The sequence below is a fragment of the Schlegelella aquatica genome, from assembly GCF_026013905.1.
Classification (GTDB): domain Bacteria; phylum Pseudomonadota; class Gammaproteobacteria; order Burkholderiales; family Burkholderiaceae_C; genus Caldimonas; species Caldimonas aquatica.
Map to the genome: position 1 here is coordinate 1,342,971 of NZ_CP110257.1, position 17,194 is coordinate 1,360,164.

Annotated in this window: 14 protein-coding genes; 3 read left to right on the forward strand and 11 right to left on the reverse strand. The window is 68.3% G+C overall.

Features of this window, described 5'->3' with window-relative positions; all coding sequences use genetic code 11:
• The first annotated feature begins 194 nt into the window (after positions 1-194).
• On the forward strand, positions 195-1,277 hold the full coding sequence (locus OMP39_RS06115; RefSeq protein WP_264893982.1) for a TRAP transporter substrate-binding protein: 1,083 nt from the start codon (positions 195-197) through the stop codon (positions 1,275-1,277).
• A 275-nt stretch (positions 1,278-1,552) separates the two neighbouring features.
• Positions 1,553-2,635, forward strand: a complete 1,083-nt coding sequence (locus tag OMP39_RS06120; protein WP_264893993.1) for a TRAP transporter substrate-binding protein — start codon at positions 1,553-1,555, stop codon at positions 2,633-2,635.
• A 227-nt stretch (positions 2,636-2,862) separates the two neighbouring features.
• Here the strand turns inward: OMP39_RS06120 and OMP39_RS06125 are convergent, their stop codons facing one another.
• The 6 genes from OMP39_RS06125 to OMP39_RS06150 form a co-directional block, all read right to left on the reverse strand.
• Positions 2,863-4,650 (reverse strand): TRAP transporter large permease, encoded by a 1,788-nt coding sequence (locus tag OMP39_RS06125; protein WP_264893995.1) that lies wholly within the window; start codon positions 4,648-4,650, stop codon positions 2,863-2,865.
• Positions 4,650-5,252, reverse strand: a complete 603-nt coding sequence (locus OMP39_RS06130) for a TRAP transporter small permease subunit (RefSeq protein WP_264893997.1) — start codon at positions 5,250-5,252, stop codon at positions 4,650-4,652. Before OMP39_RS06130 ends, OMP39_RS06125 begins: the two co-directional genes overlap by 1 nt.
• Positions 5,253-5,457: 205 nt before the next feature.
• On the reverse strand, positions 5,458-5,799 hold the full coding sequence (locus OMP39_RS06135; RefSeq protein WP_264893999.1) for a protein tyrosine phosphatase family protein: 342 nt from the start codon (positions 5,797-5,799) through the stop codon (positions 5,458-5,460).
• A 123-nt stretch (positions 5,800-5,922) separates the two neighbouring features.
• Positions 5,923-6,369, reverse strand: coding sequence for a GatB/YqeY domain-containing protein (locus tag OMP39_RS06140; RefSeq protein ID WP_264894000.1), 447 nt, complete (start codon positions 6,367-6,369; stop codon positions 5,923-5,925).
• A gap of 226 nt (positions 6,370-6,595) precedes the next feature.
• Positions 6,596-6,808, reverse strand: a complete 213-nt coding sequence (gene rpsU, locus OMP39_RS06145) for a 30S ribosomal protein S21 (protein ID WP_019559597.1) — start codon at positions 6,806-6,808, stop codon at positions 6,596-6,598.
• A gap of 276 nt (positions 6,809-7,084) precedes the next feature.
• Positions 7,085-8,368: a BaiN/RdsA family NAD(P)/FAD-dependent oxidoreductase gene (locus OMP39_RS06150; protein WP_264894002.1), complete on the reverse strand. Its 1,284-nt coding sequence runs from the start codon at positions 8,366-8,368 to the stop codon at positions 7,085-7,087.
• 105 nt (positions 8,369-8,473) lie between these two features.
• On the opposite strand from OMP39_RS06150, the gene rhtB reads away from it, so the two are divergent.
• Positions 8,474-9,103 carry a homoserine/homoserine lactone efflux protein gene (rhtB, locus tag OMP39_RS06155; RefSeq protein ID WP_264894004.1) on the forward strand — a complete coding sequence of 210 codons (630 nt, stop codon included), beginning with the start codon at positions 8,474-8,476 and terminating at the stop codon, positions 9,101-9,103.
• Between the two features lie 4 nt (positions 9,104-9,107).
• On the opposite strand, the gene cobA is transcribed toward rhtB, so the two are convergent.
• From cobA to nirB, 5 genes are all read right to left on the reverse strand, one after another.
• Positions 9,108-9,965: a uroporphyrinogen-III C-methyltransferase gene (cobA, locus tag OMP39_RS06160; protein ID WP_264894006.1), complete on the reverse strand. Its 858-nt coding sequence runs from the start codon at positions 9,963-9,965 to the stop codon at positions 9,108-9,110.
• Complete coding sequence (gene ybiB / locus OMP39_RS06165) at positions 9,949-10,911, reverse strand: DNA-binding protein YbiB (RefSeq protein WP_264894008.1); 963 nt, start codon at positions 10,909-10,911, stop codon at positions 9,949-9,951. The genes cobA and ybiB overlap by 17 nt, the downstream gene beginning before the upstream one ends.
• Before the next feature lie 146 nt (positions 10,912-11,057).
• Positions 11,058-13,859, reverse strand: a complete 2,802-nt coding sequence (locus OMP39_RS06170) for a nitrate reductase (protein WP_264894010.1) — start codon at positions 13,857-13,859, stop codon at positions 11,058-11,060.
• 457 nt (positions 13,860-14,316) lie between these two features.
• Positions 14,317-14,700 carry a nitrite reductase small subunit NirD gene (gene nirD, locus OMP39_RS06175; RefSeq protein ID WP_264894012.1) on the reverse strand — a complete coding sequence of 128 codons (384 nt, stop codon included), beginning with the start codon at positions 14,698-14,700 and terminating at the stop codon, positions 14,317-14,319.
• A 32-nt stretch (positions 14,701-14,732) separates the two neighbouring features.
• Positions 14,733-17,177 carry a nitrite reductase large subunit NirB gene (nirB, locus tag OMP39_RS06180; protein ID WP_264894014.1) on the reverse strand — a complete coding sequence of 815 codons (2,445 nt, stop codon included), beginning with the start codon at positions 17,175-17,177 and terminating at the stop codon, positions 14,733-14,735.
• Between the last annotated feature and the right edge of the window lie 17 nt (positions 17,178-17,194).

The window sequence follows — 17,194 nt, forward strand, 5'->3', positions numbered from 1 at the left end:
GCCCGGTCTCCAGCCCCGATCGGGTGCTCGGTGACCTGCGGAAGGGAGCTCCCACCGGGGGCTCTTCGGACGTTTCGGCCCGCCCGGCCGTCGCACGAAGACGACCGAGCCAGGCCCTTTGCGCGCCGGTGTCGCGTCCTTGCGGCCGCGATGTCCTGGCATTTCATCCACGGTCTTACATCGAGGCAGTATCCATGGACCGTCGTTTCTTCGTTCGTTCCGCCGGCTTGGCCGGCGTGCTTTCCGCAGGGGTGGCTCCTGCCGTCGTGCAGGCTCAGGCCAACGTGCGTTGGCGCTTGGCCACGAGTTTCCCGAAGTCCCTCGACACGCTGCACGGTGGGGCCGAGACGTTCTCCCGCAAGGTCTCCGAGCTGAGCGGTGGCAAGTTCCAGGTCTCCGTGCACGCCGCGGGCGAGATCGTGCCCGCGCTCGGCGTGGTCGACGCGCTGCAAGCGGGCACCATCGAGGCCGGCTACAGCGTGGGCTACTACTACTTCGGCAAGGACGACACCTGGGCTCTGGGGGCCGGCATCCCCTTCGGACTGAACTCCCGCCAGATGACGGCGTGGATGTTCGAGGGCAATGGCCTCAAGCTGATGCGTGAGTTCTATTCGAACTACGGCATCATCAACTTCCCGGGCGGCAACACGGGCGCGCAGATGGCGGGCTGGTTCCGCAAGGAGATCAAGTCGGCCGCCGATCTGAAGGGGCTCAAGTTCCGCATCGGCGGCTTCGCGGGCCGCGTGGTCGAGCGCCTGGGCGTCGTGCCGCAGAACCTGCCGGGCGGCGAGGTGTACCAGGCCCTCGAGAAGGGCACGATCGACGCCGCCGAGTTCGTGGGGCCGTACGACGACCTCAAGCTCGGGCTGTGGCAGGTCGCGCCCAATTACTACTATCCGGGCTGGTGGGAGGGCGGCCCGCAGGTGGACTTCTACATCGGCCGCAAAGCCTACGACTCGTTGTCCGCCGAGTACAAGGCCATCGTCGAAGCAGCCGCCACCTCCGCGCACGTCGAGGTACAGGCCAGGTATGACGCGCGCAACCCGGGAGCCCTGAAGCAGCTGGTGGGCCACAAGGTGAAGGTGCTGCCGTTCCCGAAAGCCATCATGGACGCCGCGTTCAAGGAGTGCGAGGCGCTCTACGCCGAGCTCTCGGCGAAGAACCCCGCCTGGAAGAAGATCTACTCCGACCTGCAGGCCTTCCGCCGCGACCAGAACCTCTGGTTCCGGTTCACCGAGGCGCAGTTCGATCGCTACATGCAATCGGCCAAGCTCTGAGCTTCGCTCGAGGAGCACGGTGCGGGCCCCGCCAAGGCGGGGCCTTTTCATTTCTGAAGATCGGCCGACCTGCTCCTGTCGCGATCGAGCAACTCGCGGTGAGAAGGTGCGGCTCTCCAGCGTGCCGGCCAGCCTCGGAAAACCCTTCCCCGCAGGGCCTTTTTTGCGGCGAGTGCGGCGGTGACAGGGAAACCCCTGGCTAAGAGCTGAAAGTGCCTTCCTAGAATCAGCGGCGCGTTTGCAAAACCTTTAACCGCTCTTTCAGGAGTACACACATGGAACGCCGTTCTTTCCTGCGTCACGCCGGCCTGACGGGGGTCCTGGCCGCTGGTGCCGCGCCCGCCGTGGTCCACGCCCAGGCGAACATCCGCTGGCGGCTCGCGTCGAGCTTCCCGAAATCGCTGGATACCATCTTCGGCGCCGCCGAGGTCTTCGCGAAGAAGGTCGGTGAGATGTCCGGCGGCAAGTTCCAGATCTCGGTGCATGCCGGCGGTGAACTGATGCCTCCCTTCGGCGTGGTGGACGGTGTGCAGAACGGCACGGTCGAACTGGCTCACACCGCGCCCTACTACTTCTTCGGCAAGGACGAGACCTTCGCTATCGGCTGCGCGATCCCGTTCGGCCTCAACTCCCGGCAAATGACCGCCTGGATGTACGAAGGCAACGGTCTGAAGCTCATGCGCGAGTTCTATGCCCAGTACAACATCATCAGCTTCCCGATGGGCAACACGGGGGCGCAGATGGGCGGCTGGTACCGCAAGGAGATCAAGACCCTGGCCGACATGAAGGGCTTGAAGTTCCGCATCGGCGGCTTCGCGGGCAAGGTGGTCGAGCGCCTCGGATCGGTTCCCCAGAACATCCCGGGCGGCGAGATCTATCAGGCGCTGGAAAAGGGCACGATCGACGCGGCCGAGTGGGTGGGCCCGTACGACGACCAGAAGCTGGGCTTCAACAAGGTGGCGCCGTTCTACCACTATCCCGGCTGGTGGGAGGGCGGCCCCCAACTCGACCTGTACGTCAACACCAAGGCGTATGAGGGTCTGTCGTCCGAGTACAAGGCGATCATCGAGGCGGCCGCCGCGTACGCGCACACCGACATGCAGGCCAAGTACGACGCGCGCAACCCGGGCGCGCTCAAGCAGCTGGTGGCGGCCAAGACCAAAGTGGTCGCGTTGCCCAAGGCGGTGATGGACGCAGCCTTCAAGGAGTCGATGGCGCTGTACAGCGAGATCAGCAGCAAGAATCCGAACTGGAAGAAGGTGTACACCGACTACGCGAACTTCCGCCGCGAGCAGAACCTGTGGTTCCGCTTCACCGAGGGCCAGTTCGACCGTTACATGCAGTCGGCGAAGCTCTGATCCGGCTGTGGCCGTCGTCGCGGGGCGAGCGGCTCGCTTGCCTCGCCGGCAAGCCGCCAGGCCGCCCAGCGACCCAGCCGCCCATCCAGGGCGGCTTTTTTGTCGCCGCCGGGCCCGGCAAGGCGAGGCAAAAACAAAGGAGCCCGGTCGGGCTCCTTCGTGTAGCGCGGCGCCGTGCGGGAGCGCCGGCGGCAGGGGCGGGTGGCTACCCGCCCCCGGGGCATCGACTAGGGCTTCGTGCCCTCGTTCGCCTTGTTCGCGGCATCTTCAAGCGCCTTCATCGGGTCTTCCTCGGCCGGCGCCTCGTCCTCGGGCGCGGGCATCTGTTCTTCCTCGCTCTGACCCTCCTCAGGCGCGGGCTCCTCGCCGTCCTGCGGCATCTGGAGCTGCTGCATCACTTCCTCGGAGCTCAGCTCCTCGCCTTTCTGGAGGTTGTCGGAGACCAGCCCCGGGAACGCGATGATCATCGACACCATGATCAGTTGCAGGATGATGAAGGCGATCGAGCCCTTGTAGATCTGCGCCGTGGTCACCGCCGGGATGAGCTTGTTGGTGACCCGGTCCACGTAGTCGTTCTTCGCTGCGACGCTGCGCAGGTAGAACAACGCGAATCCGAAGGGCGGGGTCAGGAAGGAGGTCTGCAGGTTCATCGCGATGATGACGCCGAACCAGATGAGGTCGATGCCCATCTTGTCGGCCACCGGCGCCAGGATCGGGATCACGATGAAGGCGATCTCGAAGAAGTCGATGAACATGCCGAGCACGAAGACCAGCAGGTTCACGACGATCAGGAAGCCCAGCGCGCCGCCCGGCAGCTTGTCGAACAGATGCTCGACCCAGATGTGGCCGTCCGCCGCGTTGAACGTGAAGCTGAAGACGGTGGAGCCGATCAGGATGAACAACACGAAGCAGGACAGGCGTGCCGTGCTGTCCAATGCCTGCTTCATGGTCGGCAGGGACAGCCGCTTGCGGGCGAGAGCCATCACCAGGGCACCGACGGCGCCCATCGCGCCGCCCTCGGTGGGCGTGGCGACGCCGAGGAAGATGGTGCCCAGCACCAGGAAGATCAGCACCAGCGGCGGGATCAGCACGAACGTGACCTGCTGAGCGAGCTTGGACAGCAGGTTGAGCCGCAGGACTTTCGTCAGGAGCGCGATCAGCAGCGCGAGCAGGGAGGCGACGGTCATCGACATGATGAAGACCTCGTCTCCCGGGGCCGGCCCGCTGCGCTCGACCATCGGGTTGATGATCTGGCCGTGCACGCGAGACCAGGCATACCCGGCAGCGCCGCAGATGAGCAGCAGCACGAGCAAGGATCGATGGCCGCTGGAGCCGTTGTCTTCGCGGTAGATGCGCGCCTCGGGCGGGAGTGCGGGGGCCCAGCTGGGCTTGAAGATCGCCACCAGGACGATGAAGACAAGGTACAGGCCCACGAGCATCAGGCCCGGAATCAGCGCGCCGGCGTACATGTCCCCAACCGAGCGGCCGAGCTGGTCGGCCATCACGATCAGCACGAGCGACGGGGGGATCGCCTGGGCCAGCGTGCCGGACGCGGTGATGGTGCCGGTGGCGATCACGCGGTTATAGCCGTAGCGCAGCATGATGGGCAAGGAGATCAGGCCCATCGAGATCACCGCGGCCGCGACCACGCCGGTGGTGGCTGCGAGCAGCGCGCCCACCAGGATGACGGCAATCGCCAGGCCGCCGCGCACCGGCCCGAAGACCTGGCCCACCGTCTCGAGCAGATCCTCTGCCATGCCTGAGCGCTCGAGGATGATGCCCATGAACGTGAAGAAGGGGATGGCCAGGAGCGTGTCGTTCTGCATGATGCCGAACACACGCAGCGGCAAGGCCTGAAAGAGGTTGGAGCCGAACAGCCCCAGTTCCATCCCGAGAAAGCCGAACAGCAGGCCGGTGGCGGCCAGACCGAAGGCGACGGGAATGCCGCTGAGCAGGAAGAACAGGAGTCCCGCGAACATCAGCGGGACGAAGTTGGCGGTCAGGAACTCGATCATCACTTGGCCTTCAGTTGGACTTGTTCAGCTTCGCGGGCCAGTTCCTCGGCCAGCTTCTGTTCCTCGGACTTCTCTTCGTTGAAGGTGAACGGCTCGCTGCGGTGGCCGGCCAGGAAAGCGACGCGCTTGATGAGCTCCGACACGGACTGCACCAGCAGGATCGAGAAGCCGACGGGCATGAGCAGGTACACGGGCCAGCGCACGAGGCCGCCGGCGTTCTGCGACATCTCGCCGCTGACATAGGCCTTGTAGAACAGAGGCCAGGACAGGTTGATGAGGATGAGGCTCAGCGGGATGATGAAGGCGATGATTCCCAGGACGTCGATGATCGCGTTGGTGCGCTTGGACAGTCGCGAGGAGATGAAATCGATGCGCACATGCGCGTTGTGCAGCAGCGTGTAGCCCACGCCGAGCATGAAGACCGCTGCGAACAGATACCACTGGATCTCGAGCAGGGCGTTCGAACTCATGTTGAACACCTTGCGCACGATGGCGTTGCCGGCGCTGATCAGTACGGCCCCCAGGACGAGCCACATGGTCAATTTGCCGACAAGAAGATTGATCCGGTCGATCAGACCAGACAGCTTTAATAGCGCGGACATCTCGTCTCCGTGGATGGTGGACGGCTTGGGGCAGTGGACATCCCCCGAGCCGGAACTGCAGACGCGCCTCGGGTGCGTGCGGCACTGGGGCCGCACGACCCGCACAGCGGCGGGCGCACTGTACGGAGCTTGAACTGAACACGGCCTGAAAGCAGGCCGTGTTTCCGCGAGTTCTAGGGAAGACCCTTAGGAAAACCGTCGGGTCTCAGCGCGAGGTGGCGGCTTGGAAGAGGCGGGTGCAGCGGCCGCCGGAGCGACAGAAGGCCAGCACGGGCCGGGGCAACGTCTGGAGCAACTCGCCGAAGCGCGCGATCTCCTCGGGTGTCTGCACGGTGGGGTTGACCGGCAGGTGCACGTACTGAAGGCCCGCGGCCCGCGCCGCGGCTTCGATGTCGGCGCTCTTGGGTTGGTCCGGGCCGCCCTCGCCGTCGGGGCGGTTGTTGATCACGCTCTTGAAGCCGGCGGCCGCCACCGCCGCCATGTCGGCCGGGGTGAGTTGCGGCGCGGCGCACACATCGGGCGCAAGCTGTTGCAGGGATAGGGTCATCGTCGGTCCTCCTGTGGGCAGCGGGGGCGGATCCGGGCTTCGAATCCTGCCCCTCGATGGGAAGCGTGGCAAGCGCCTCGCCAGCGGTCGCGGCGGTGCTGGCTCTTCGGCGCGGCGCCGAGCTCAGCGGCTCAGGGCCCGCTTGACGGCGGCGGAGACCTGGCCCATGTCGGCCTTGCCCGCCAGGCGGGTCTTGGCGGCTGCCATCACCTTGCCCATGTCGGCCGGGCCCGTGGCGCCCGTCTCCTGCACCAGTCGAGCGACTTCGGCCTCGATCTCGGCCTCGGTCAGGCGCTGGGGCAGGTAGGCCTCCAGCACGACGATCTCGGCCGCTTCCTTGTCGGCCAGATCGCCGCGGCCCGCCTGCGCGTACTGCGCCTGCGCGTCCTTGCGCTGCTTGATAAGCTTGTCCACCACCCCGATGACGGCGGCGTCGTCCAACTCGATGCGCTCGTCGACTTCCTTCTGTTTGACGGCCGCCAGCAGCATGCGGATGGTGGAGAGCCGCGCGCTGTCCTTGGCGCGCATCGCGGCCTTCATGTCTTCCTGGATTTGTTCCTTGAGGCTCATTTCGTTCGTCCCAAAAGGGGTGCGGCCTTCGCCGGGCGTGGCCCGGGGCCCGCGGGAGGTGAGGGTGCCCCGCGCCCTCTCAGCGGTGCCGATCGGCCAGAGGTGGCATGGTACAGAAACACGAAAGCCCGGCAGGGCGTCCCCGGCCGGGCTTGGATTCGTCGCGCACGCGGCGCCTTCGGTATCGCGTCGCAGCGCGGCCACGCCAGGCGCCGCGCCGGTGTCGTCAGTACAGCTTCTTGGGCAGCTGCATGCTGCGCACACGCTTGAAGTGGCGCTTGATCGCCGCAGCCTTCTTGCGCTTGCGTTCGGCCGTGGGCTTCTCGTAGAACTCGCGGGCGCGCAGTTCGGTCAGCAGGCCCAGCTTCTCGATGGTGCGCTTGAAGCGGCGCAGGGCCACGTCGAACGGCTCGTTTTCTTTGACGCGAATGGTAGTCATTGAGAGATCGGATCCTTCTCGATAATCGGTGCGCGGGGCAAGCGTCGTCGCTCGGGGCCGCCCGGTGGTACCGGCCGGGCGCCGCAAGAGGCCGAGCCGAGCGCGGCGCCTCGAAGGGTCGCTGCGTCGATTCGGCCCGCTCGGCCTGGGTGCCGGGGCCTCTCGGCCCTCGTGCGCCGTGCCAAACGGAGGTCGGCATGCTGCGCGCGGTTTGCCAGCAAAGTCGGTCATTATAAGCGGGCTGGCCGCCGGGCGCAAAGAGCGCGGCGCCGAGGCTCAGGGCCCGGGCCGAGCGGCAGCCATCGCCCGGGCGCAGGCGGCCGCGCTCGCCCAGGCCCACTGGAAGTTGTAGCCCCCCAGCCAGCCGGTCACGTCCACCACCTCGCCGATGAAGTGCAGCCCGGGTACGAGCCGGCTTTCCATCGTCTGGGAGCTCAGCTCCCGCGTGTCGACGCCCCCGGCCGTGACCTCGGCCTTGCGGTACCCCTCGGTGCCGCTGGGCACCAGCGACCAACGGTGCAGCCGCTCGGCCAAGTGGTCGAGGTCACGGTCGCGGATCTCGCCGAGGGGTCGCTCGAGTGCAGGGGGGACGGCCGCCTTGTATGGGGGGCCACTTCCTGGCTGGGCGCCGCGCGTGGCGCCCTCGGCCTCCACGCCGAGGGCGAGCCAGGTGTCGGCGAGTCGGGCAGGCATCCACGCGGCCAGTTCGTTCGGCAGGTGCTTGCGCGTGCGGGCCGCCTTGGCTTCGCGCAGCGCCTCGCTCAAGCGCAGGTGGGGCACGAGGTCGACGAGGATGGGCTGGCCGGGATGCCAGTAGCTGGAAACCTGCAGCACGGCGGGCCCGCTCAGACCCCGGTGCGTGAAGAGCAGGTCCTCCAGAAACTCGCCGCGCCCCTTGCCCTCGCCGGTGGCGATCCGCACTTCGAGCGACACCCCGGCCAGCGCCGCGAAGGGCGCCCAGGCTGCAGCGTCGAACGTGAGCGGCACCAGGGCGGGCCGGGTGGGCACCACGCGGTGGCCGAACTGGCGAGCGAGCCGGTACCCGAAGTCGGAGGCACCGATCTGCGGAATCGACAGGCCCCCGGTCGCAACCACGAGCCGGGCGCCGGCCACGACGCCGGCACGGGTGTCGAGTTCGAAGCGGGCTGCCGTGTGCCGCACGGCGTGCACGGTGCACGAATGCCAGCGCTGGACGCCCCCGGCGTCGCATTCGCGCAGCAGCATGCGGATGATGTCCTCGCTCGACTCGTCGCAAAAGAGCTGCCCCTTGTGCTTCTCGTGCCAGGCGATGCGGTGGCGCTGCACGAGTGCCAGGAAGTCTCGCGGCGTGTACCGGGCGAGCGCCGAGCGGCAGAAGTGCGGGTTGGACGAGAGGAACTGCTCGTGCGTGGCGTCACGGTTGGTGAAGTTGCACCGCCCGCCGCCCGAGATACGGATCTTCTCGGCGACCTTCTTCGCGTGGTCGAGCACCAGGACCTTGAGGCCGAGCTGACCCGCGACGCCCGCACAGAACAGGCCTGCCGCCCCGGCCCCGACGATCACGACATCGAACTGCTGCATCGGGCGGATTATCCTTGGCGCTGTCCGGCAGAATCGAGCCGATCCTCCATCCTCGTTTGCGCTTGGCGCCGCCTTCGCGGCTGCGGCGTCTTCCTCGGAGACCTCATGAAGACTGAAGTGTGGTGGGCGTACTTCTTCGCCTGCTGGGTCATCGCCGTTTCGCCGGGGTCGGGCGCGGTGCTGTCGATGAGCCACGGCCTGTCGTACGGCGTGCGCAGGGCAAGCACGACGATCGCCGGATTGCAGGTCGGGCTCATGGGGACGCTGCTGATCGCCGGCGGCGGACTGGGGGCCATCCTGCTCGCCTCCGAGACGGCCTTCATGGTCATCAAGGTGGTGGGAGCCGCCTACCTCATCTGGCTCGGGGTGCAGCAGTGGCGTTCGCCGGTGCACACCTCAGGCAAGACGGTGCAAGTGGCACCGATGTCGGCACGCCGGCGCTTCTTCACCGGGGTGTTCACGAACCTGACGAACCCGAAGGGCATCGTCTTCATGGTGGCGGTGTTGCCGCAGTTCATCGACCCGGCGCGGCCGCTCGCCCTGCAACTGCTGATCCTCGGGGCGACGATGTGTGCGGTGGACCTCGTTGTGATGCACGGCTATGCGCTGCTGGCCTCGCGCTTGCAGGCCCTGTTCCGCCGCCCGCAGGCGATGCGCTGGCAGAACCGCTTTTTCGGCAGCGTGCTGATGGCCGTCGGCGCGGCCCTGTTCTTCGTGCGGCGCCAGGCTCACTGACGGCTCAGCACTCCTGCACGGCGGCCGGTGTCGGGTTCAGCCCGGCGCGTGGCGTCGGCGCGGCGCCACCCGCCTGCGCCGAAGGGGCGGTGACGTGCGGGCTCGCTGCGGCGAGCACGTCGCCGACGACGATGATGGCGGGGCTCGCCAGACCGTGGCGCGAGAGGGCTGCGTGCAAGTCTCCCAAGCGGGCGTGCACGCGCCGCTCCTGAGGCAAGCTGGCGTGTTGCACGATGCCGACGGGCGTCGAGGCGGGGAGCACCTCCCGCAGCCCGCGCTCGATCTCGGCCGCCGAGGCGACGCCCATGTAGATCACCAGGGTGTAGCCCTGCGACGCGAGGGTGGCCAGCGAGCGCCAGTCGGGCGACGGGGCGCCGTCGCGCGTATGGCCGGTGGCGAAGATCACGCCGTGCGCATGGGCGCGGTGGGTGAGCGGCACGCCCAGTGCGGTGGCGGCGGCGACGCCGGCCGTGATGCCGTTGACCACTTCCACGCGCAGCCCCGCCGCTTCGAGGGCACGGCGCTCCTCGCCCGCACGGCCGAAGATGCACGGGTCGCCGCCCTTGAGTCGCACGACCCGCTCGCCTCGCCGCGCCTCGGCGATCATCCAGCGTTCGATGAAGGCTTGGGGGGTGCTGCGGCAGCCGCCGCGTTTGCCGACCCGAACGATGCGCGTGCTCGGGCGCGCGTAGCGCAAGACGGCGTCGCCGACCAGATCGTCCACCAGAAGGACGGTGGCGCGCCGGATGGCTTTGACGGCTGCGACGGTCAGCAGGTCGGGATGCCCCGGCCCCGCACCGACCAGGGTGACCACCGGGCCGCAGGGTGGCTCGCTGGGGGGGAGTTCATGCGGAAAGTTCATGCGACGTGCCGCTCGCGCAGGGGAGTTGCGCGAGGGTCTGCAAGATGCATTCCACTTGCTTGAGGATGGGCGCGGGGACGGGCTGCTCGCCGCTGAGCACGCCTTGGATGTACTGCGCCGTGGTGGCGGCGTCGCACTCGCGCGGCAGCGGCGGCAGGTCGGTCAGCACGCCTTCGCGCGCGGTGGCGCCCAGCGCGGGCTGCCGGCGGCCGGCGAGGAAGACCTCCATGCGCGGCGTGCGCCTCGGGTCGGCCACCGGCTCGCCCTCCGTCCCCCGCAACAGCAACGCATGGGCGGCGGTGCGCTCCAGGAACTGCGCGAGCGTTTGGCCGTACTCGGGGTGGGTGTAGTTCACGACGCGCAGCGCCTGTCCGGGCGCGGTGGGGGCGAGGATCTTGGCGACGGTGTGCGCGGGGTTGCGCAGCCCGATCACCCTGCGCACGTCCAGCAGCCGCGCCAAAGGCGGGCACAGGGCCTCGGTGGGGATGAACGCCGGTTGACGGCGGCGGTGCCAGGCCTGCAGGATCGCGCGGGCATCGCTGGCTTGCGGCACACCCAGGGCCGTGAGGATCTGCGCCGTGGTGACCCGACCGGGATCGTGCCCCACGCCATGGACCAGCACCGGCACCCCTTCCCGTGCGAGGAGCAGCGCCAGCAGCGGTGTCAAGTTGGGCAGGCGGCGTGCGCCGTTGTAGGACGGCAGCACCACGATGGGGCGAGGCGCGGGCACCGGGATGCAGCGCTCGGTGACGGCCTCCAGGAAGCCTTGCAGCTCTTCGATCGACTCGCCCTTGATGCGCATGGCGATGGCGAAGGCGCCGAGTTCGAGGTCGGTGACCCGGCCGTCCAGCACCTGACACATGAGGTCGTAGGCCTGCTCGCTCGAGAGCGAGCGTGCGCCTTCCTTGCCGCGGCCGATTTCTTTGATGTAGTGAGAAATACCCATCACGCTGTCGCGTCCCACCGCGCAGCCGGTGCGGCCGCGCCCATGCAATCCCGCAATTCTCGGACCAGCGTTCGCCGCGCGCCGGTCGTGGCGGGCGCGCATCGCGGGTATGGCGTACCGAGGGCCGGTGCACAGGCCCCGGCTGCTCAGGCAGGCGCCGCGAGTGCGGTCGGGGCTTGAAGGAGCTTGCGGACCTCGGGCAGGCACGAACCGCACTGCGTGCCGCAGCGCAACCGGGCCTGCACGGCGTGCAGTCGGGCCTCGACGGTGGCTGCGTCCGGCGGACAGGCCTCGAGGATCTGGGTGTCCGCGACGTCGAAGCAGGCGCACACCTGGCGGCGGGGCGTTGCGGCCTGCGACGCCGGGGGGTGTGCCCCGGGCACGAGCAACAGGCGGCCGTAGTCCTGCGCGGGACGCCGCTCCTGCCACAGCGGCTTGACCCAGCGCCCGGCACTGATATCGCCGGCCAGCAAGAAGGCCTGCAGGGCGACCGGCTCGCCCGATTCGGCGTCCGTCAACCGCATCACGCGGCGCTGCCCGCGCCGGCGGTCCAGGTAGCGCAAGGCGTTCGGTCCGTCCAACCCGAGCAGGCGTTCGAGCGTCTCCAGAAGCGGCGCGGGGGGCGGCTCGTAGGACGCGGCGCGCAGGAGCAGCCCCACCGGGTCGCGCGGGCCCGTCTCGCGGCCCACGGGCACGCAGGCAGCGTAGGCAAACCGGCTCATCAGAGTGCGCAACTCGGCACGCACCGCCTGGGCGCAGTGAGCGGGCAGCCAACCCGCGGCCAGTAGCGACCACGGCAACTCGGCCTTGAGGATCTTGATCGCTGCGTGCTTGAGCTCGGGCTGCTTCGAGACCGGGCAGTGAGCACTGGTGGTCAGCGCATTGACGCCGGCGGCCGGCTGACCGCTGCCCGTCTGCCCCGACACGAACTCATCGCCCCAGTGCATCGCGATGAAGGCCTGCGCCGGCGCCACTTCGCCGCTGCCCTGGGCAGGCAACACGATGGAGCCTCGACGCGAGGTGATGTGCACCAGGTCTCCGTCGCGCAGGCCCTGGCGTGCCATGTCGGCGGGGCTCAACTCGATGCACGGTTCGCTCACATGCCCGAACAGCCGGCCCAGCTGGCCGGTGCGGCTCATGCCGTGCCACTGGTCGCGCAACCGCCCGGTCGTCAGGCTGATGGGATAACGCACATCCCGTGCTTCGGCCACCGGCACGTACTCGACGTTGGCGAAGCGCGCCCGTCCGTCGGGCGTGGGGAAGCGGCCGTCCTCGTACAGGCGGGCGCGACCGGTAGTGGCGCCTTGCGGCATGGGCCACTGCTGAGGCCCCAGCTCCTCGAGCAAGGCGTAGCTCAGAGCGGTGATGTCCAGGTCGCGGCCTCGTGTGGTTTCGCGATGCTCGTTCCAGATCGCCTCGGGGCTGTCGTAGGGGAACAGTGTGTGGGGCGCCCGCGCGGGCAGCCGTCGTTCGAGGCGGCGCGCAATGTCCACCGCGATGCGCCAGTCGCAGCGTGCCGACCCCGGCGGCGGTACGGCCGCTCGCACACGCGTGACGCGCCGCTCGCTGTTGGTGACGGTGCCGTCCTTCTCTGCCCACGTCGCGGCCGGCAACAGCAGGTCGGCATAGGCGCAGGTCGCCGTGGTGGCATACGCTTCCTGCACGATGACCAGCTCCGCGCGCTCGAGTGCCTGGCGCACCGTGCGCTGGTCGGGCATCGATTGCGCAGGGTTGGTGCAAACGATCCACAGGGCTTTGATCTGACCGCGGGCCGCCGCTTCGAACATCTCCACGGCCGTCGTGCCCGGTGTGGCAGGCACGTCCGGCACGCCCCACAGGCGCGCCACTTCGGCCCGGTGGTGCGGGTCGGACAGATCCCGGTGCGCACTGAGCAGGTTGGCGAGCCCGCCGACCTCGCGACCCCCCATGGCATTGGGCTGCCCGGTCAGAGAGAAGGGTCCCGCCCCGGGGCGGCCGATCTGGCCGGTGGCCAGGTGCAGGTTGATGAGCGCCGCGTTCTTGGCGGTCCCGCTGGCGCTCTGGTTCAACCCCTGGCAATAGAGCGAAAGCGTGGCGGTCGATTGTCCGAACCAGCGGGCCGCCTGCACGAGGCTGCGCTCCTCCAGGCCGCACAGCGCTGCTGCCGTCCGCGGCGTGTAGCGGCGTACCGTGGCCCGCAGGGTCTCGAAGCCGGTGGTGTGTTGTGCGATGAAGCGGGTGTCGAGCAGCCCTTCCTCGATCAGCACATGGAGCATGCCGTGAAAGAGCGCCACGTCCGTGCCCGGCTGCACCGGCAGGTGGAGGTCGGCCGCTTCGGCGGTGGGGGTGCGCCGCGGGTCGGCCACGATGATCCGCAGCGCCGGGTTGGCCCGTTTGGCCTCCTCGATGCGCCGGAACAGAATGGGATGCGCATAGGCGGTGTTCGAGCCGGCGATGAAGATCGTCTGGGCGCGATGCACGTCGTCATAACAGGCCGGCGGGGCATCGGCCCCCAGGGTCTGCTTGTATGCCGCGACGGCACTGCTCATGCACAGCCGCGAGTTCGTGTCGATGTTGTTCGTGCCGAGCAGCCCCTTGGCGAGCTTGTTGAAGACGTAGTAGTCCTCGGTGAGCAACTGGCCGGAGATGTAGAAGCCCACCGCATCCGGCCCATGCTGGCGGATCACCCCTGCGAGCCGTTGCGCCGCCTCGTCGAGCGCCACGTCCCACGATACCGGTCGCGGCGGCTGCTGCCTCGAAACGCGCATCATGGGCTCGAGCAGGCGGTTCTGCCGCATCAACGGCGCCATGGCCGTCAGGTGCAGCGTGCTGCCCTTCGTGCACAGACGCCCGAAGTTCGCCGGATGCTGCGGGTCGCCCCGCACCCCGACGATCTGCTCACCCTCCGACTCGATGATGACCCCGCAGCCCACGCCGCAGTAGGGGCAGGTCGATTTCGTTTCACGCATGAGGCAAGGCCGCTGGGGCGGCGGGGAGCCCCCCGCTGGGCGGGGGGACGAAAGGGGGGTGCCCGGTGACACCGCAGAGCGGACCGCCACCGGCGCGTCCGCAGCCCACGCCGCAGTAGGGGCAGGTCGATTTCGTTTCACGCATGAGGCAAGGCCGCTGGGGCGGCGGGGGAGCCCCCCGCTGGGCGGGGGGGACGAAAGGGGGGTGCCCGGTGACACCGCAGAGCGGACCGCCACCGGCGCGTCCGCAGCCCACGCCGCAGTAGGGGCAGGTCGATTCCGTTTCACGCATGAGGCAAGGCCGCTGGGGCGGCGGGGAGCCCCCCGCTGAGCGGGGGGACGAAAGGGGGGTGCCCGGTGACACCGCAGAGCGGACCGCCACCGGCGCGTCCGCAGCCCACGCCGCAGTAGGGGCAGGTCGATTTCGTTTCACGCATGAGGCAAGGCCGCTGGGGCGTCACGCTGCCACGCGGCGCAGCAGCGCCTGCGCCTGCAACTCGCTGTCGTCCACGGCGATCGTCTGAAGTTCTTCCGCATCGAGGTACACCTCGCCGCCCTCGACCCTCACACTGAAGCGGGGCGTGCAGCCGTGGTCGGGTGCCTGCGCGCATCCGTCGTGCAGGCCGATCGCCCAGTTGTGCAGGGGGCAGGCCACGTGCTCGCCGAAGACGAGGCCCTGCGACAGCGGCCCGCCCTTGTGGGGGCAACGGTCCAGCAGCGCGAAGACCTTGTCCTGTGCAGTGCGAAAGACGGCCACGTCCGCGCCTTGCGCGCGGGCCACGCGACGCGCACCCAGCACCGGGATGTCGTCGACGCGGCAGATCGGTTTCCATTGGGTCATGATGCAGTTCCGTTCGTGCGTGGGCGGGACGGTCAGGCGGACAGGGCCTCGAACTGCCTCAGGTCCACCCGGGCTTTGTCGAACTCGACCCAGGGGTCGGGCTCGCCTTCGAGCGAGAACCTCAAGCGTGCCCAAAGCGCCCGACGGTGGTCGGCATCGTCCAGCACCTTCTTCTTGACGTGGTCCAGGCCGACCCTGGAGATGTAGTGGCAGGTGCGCTCCAGATACCACCCCTCCTCGCGGTAGAGCTGCAGGAACGCTCCTGCGTACTCCAGGACTTCCTCGTGCGTCTTGACCTTGCAGAAGAAGTGTGCAACCTCGGTCTTGATGCCGCCGTTGCCTCCCACGTAGATCTCCCACCCGGAATCCACCCCGATGATCCCCACGTCCTTGATGCCGCTTTCGGCGCAGTTGCGGGGGCAGCCGCTGACGGCCAGCTTGACCTTGTGCGGCGCGTACATGCGCCACAGGGCACGCTCGAGCTCCTTGCCCATGCGCGTGGAGTCCTGGGTGCCGAAGCGGCACCATTCGCTGCCCACACAGGTCTTCACGGTGCGCAACGCTTTGGCGTACGCGTGGCCGCACGGCATGCCGAGATCGCGCCAGACCTGGGGCAGGTCTTCCTTCTTGACGCCCAGGAGGTCGATGCGCTGGCCGCCGGTGACCTTGACCGTCGGGATCTTGTACTTGTCCACGACGTCGGCGATGCGGCGCAGTTCGGCGGCCGTCGTTTCGCCGCCCCACATGCGTGGCACGACCGAGTAGGTGCCGTCCCTCTGGATGTTGGCGTGGCTGCGTTCGTTGATGAAGCGTGACTGCGGGTCGTCCGTGGCTTCCTTCGGCCAGGTCGCCAGAAGGTAGTAGTTGACCGCCGGGCGACAGGTGGTGCAGCCGCTCGGTGTGCGCCATTCGAGGAAGCGGAAGGTCTGCTCGATGCTGAGCAGCTTGTGCTGACGGATGGCGTGACGCACCTCGTCGTGGCTGTGATCGGTGCAGCCGCACATCGCCCTCTTCTTCGGCGCGGCGGAGTAATCGCCACCTGCGGTGGCCATCAGGATCTGTTCCACCAGCCCGGTGCACGATCCGCACGAGGCACTGGCCTTGGTGTGCTTGCGCACCTCGTCCAGCGTGAACAGGCCCTTGTCCTTGATGGCCCGGCAGATCGCGGCCTTGGTCACGCCGTTGCAGCCGCAGACCTCGTCGGTGTCGGCCATCTCGGCGGCCTTGCTGTGGCCCTGGTGGCCGGTGTCACCGATGTTCGATTCGCCGAACATCAGCCGGTCGCGCAGCTGCGCCACCGAGCGGCCCTCCCGCAGCAGTTTGAAGTACCAACTGCCGTCGACCGTGTCGCCGTACAGGCACGCACCCACCAGCCTGTCGTCCTTGAGGACGAGCTTCTTGTACACGCCTGCGTAGGGGTCGGACAGCACGATCTCCTCGGTGCCTTCGCCGCCCATGAAGTCGCCGGCCGAGAAGAGGTCGATGCCGGTCACTTTGAGCTTGGTGGACACCTGCGATCCGGTGTAGCGGCCGATGCCCAACTCCGCCAGGTGCGTCGCGCAGACCTTGCCTTGCTCGAACAGCGGGGCGACCAGGCCGTAGGCGACACCGCGGTGCGAGGCGCACTCGCCCACGGCGTAGATGCGCGGATCGGTGATGGTCTGCATCGTGTCCGTCACGACGATGCCGCGGTGGCAGTGCAGGCCGATCTTCTCCGCCAGCTCGGTGTTGGGACGGATGCCGGCGGCCATCACGACCAGGTCCGCAGGCACCTCGCGGCCGTCTTTGACCTGCACGGCCATCACGCGGCCCGACCTGCCGCCGTCCCGATCGCCGATGAGCGCCGTGGTGTGAGCGCCGATCAAGAACCTCAGTCCGCGGTCTTCGAGCGACTTCTGCAGCATCTTGCCGGCCACCTCGTCGAGTTGTCGCTCCATCAACCAAGGGGCGATGTGCACGACCGTCACCTGCATGCCACGGCGCATCAACCCGTTGGCCGCCTCCAGCCCCAGCAGGCCCCCGCCGACCACGACCGCGTGCTTGTAGCGCTGCGCCGCCTCGATCATGGTGTTCGTGTCCGCGATGTCGCGGTAGGCGACGACGCCCTCCAGGTCCTTGCCCGGCACAGGCGGAATGAAGGGGGTGGAGCCCGTGGCGATCAGCAGCCGGTCGTAGGCGGCCGTGGTGCCGTCCTCGGCCGTCACGATGCGGCGCCGACGATCCACGTCGACGACCTTCTTGCCCAGGTGCAACGAGATGCCGTTCTCGCGATACCACTCGAGGGGGTTGAGGATGATCTCGTCCAGCCTCTGCTCGCCGGCCAGCACGGGGGAGAGCAGGATGCGGTTGTAGTTGGGGTGCGGCTCGGCGCCGAAGATCGTGATGTCGTAGAGGTCCGGGGCGAGCTTGAGCAACTCCTCGACGGTGCGCACACCCGCCATGCCGTTGCCGATCATCACCAGTTTCATCTTTCTCATGGATGGTCCTTCTTCGG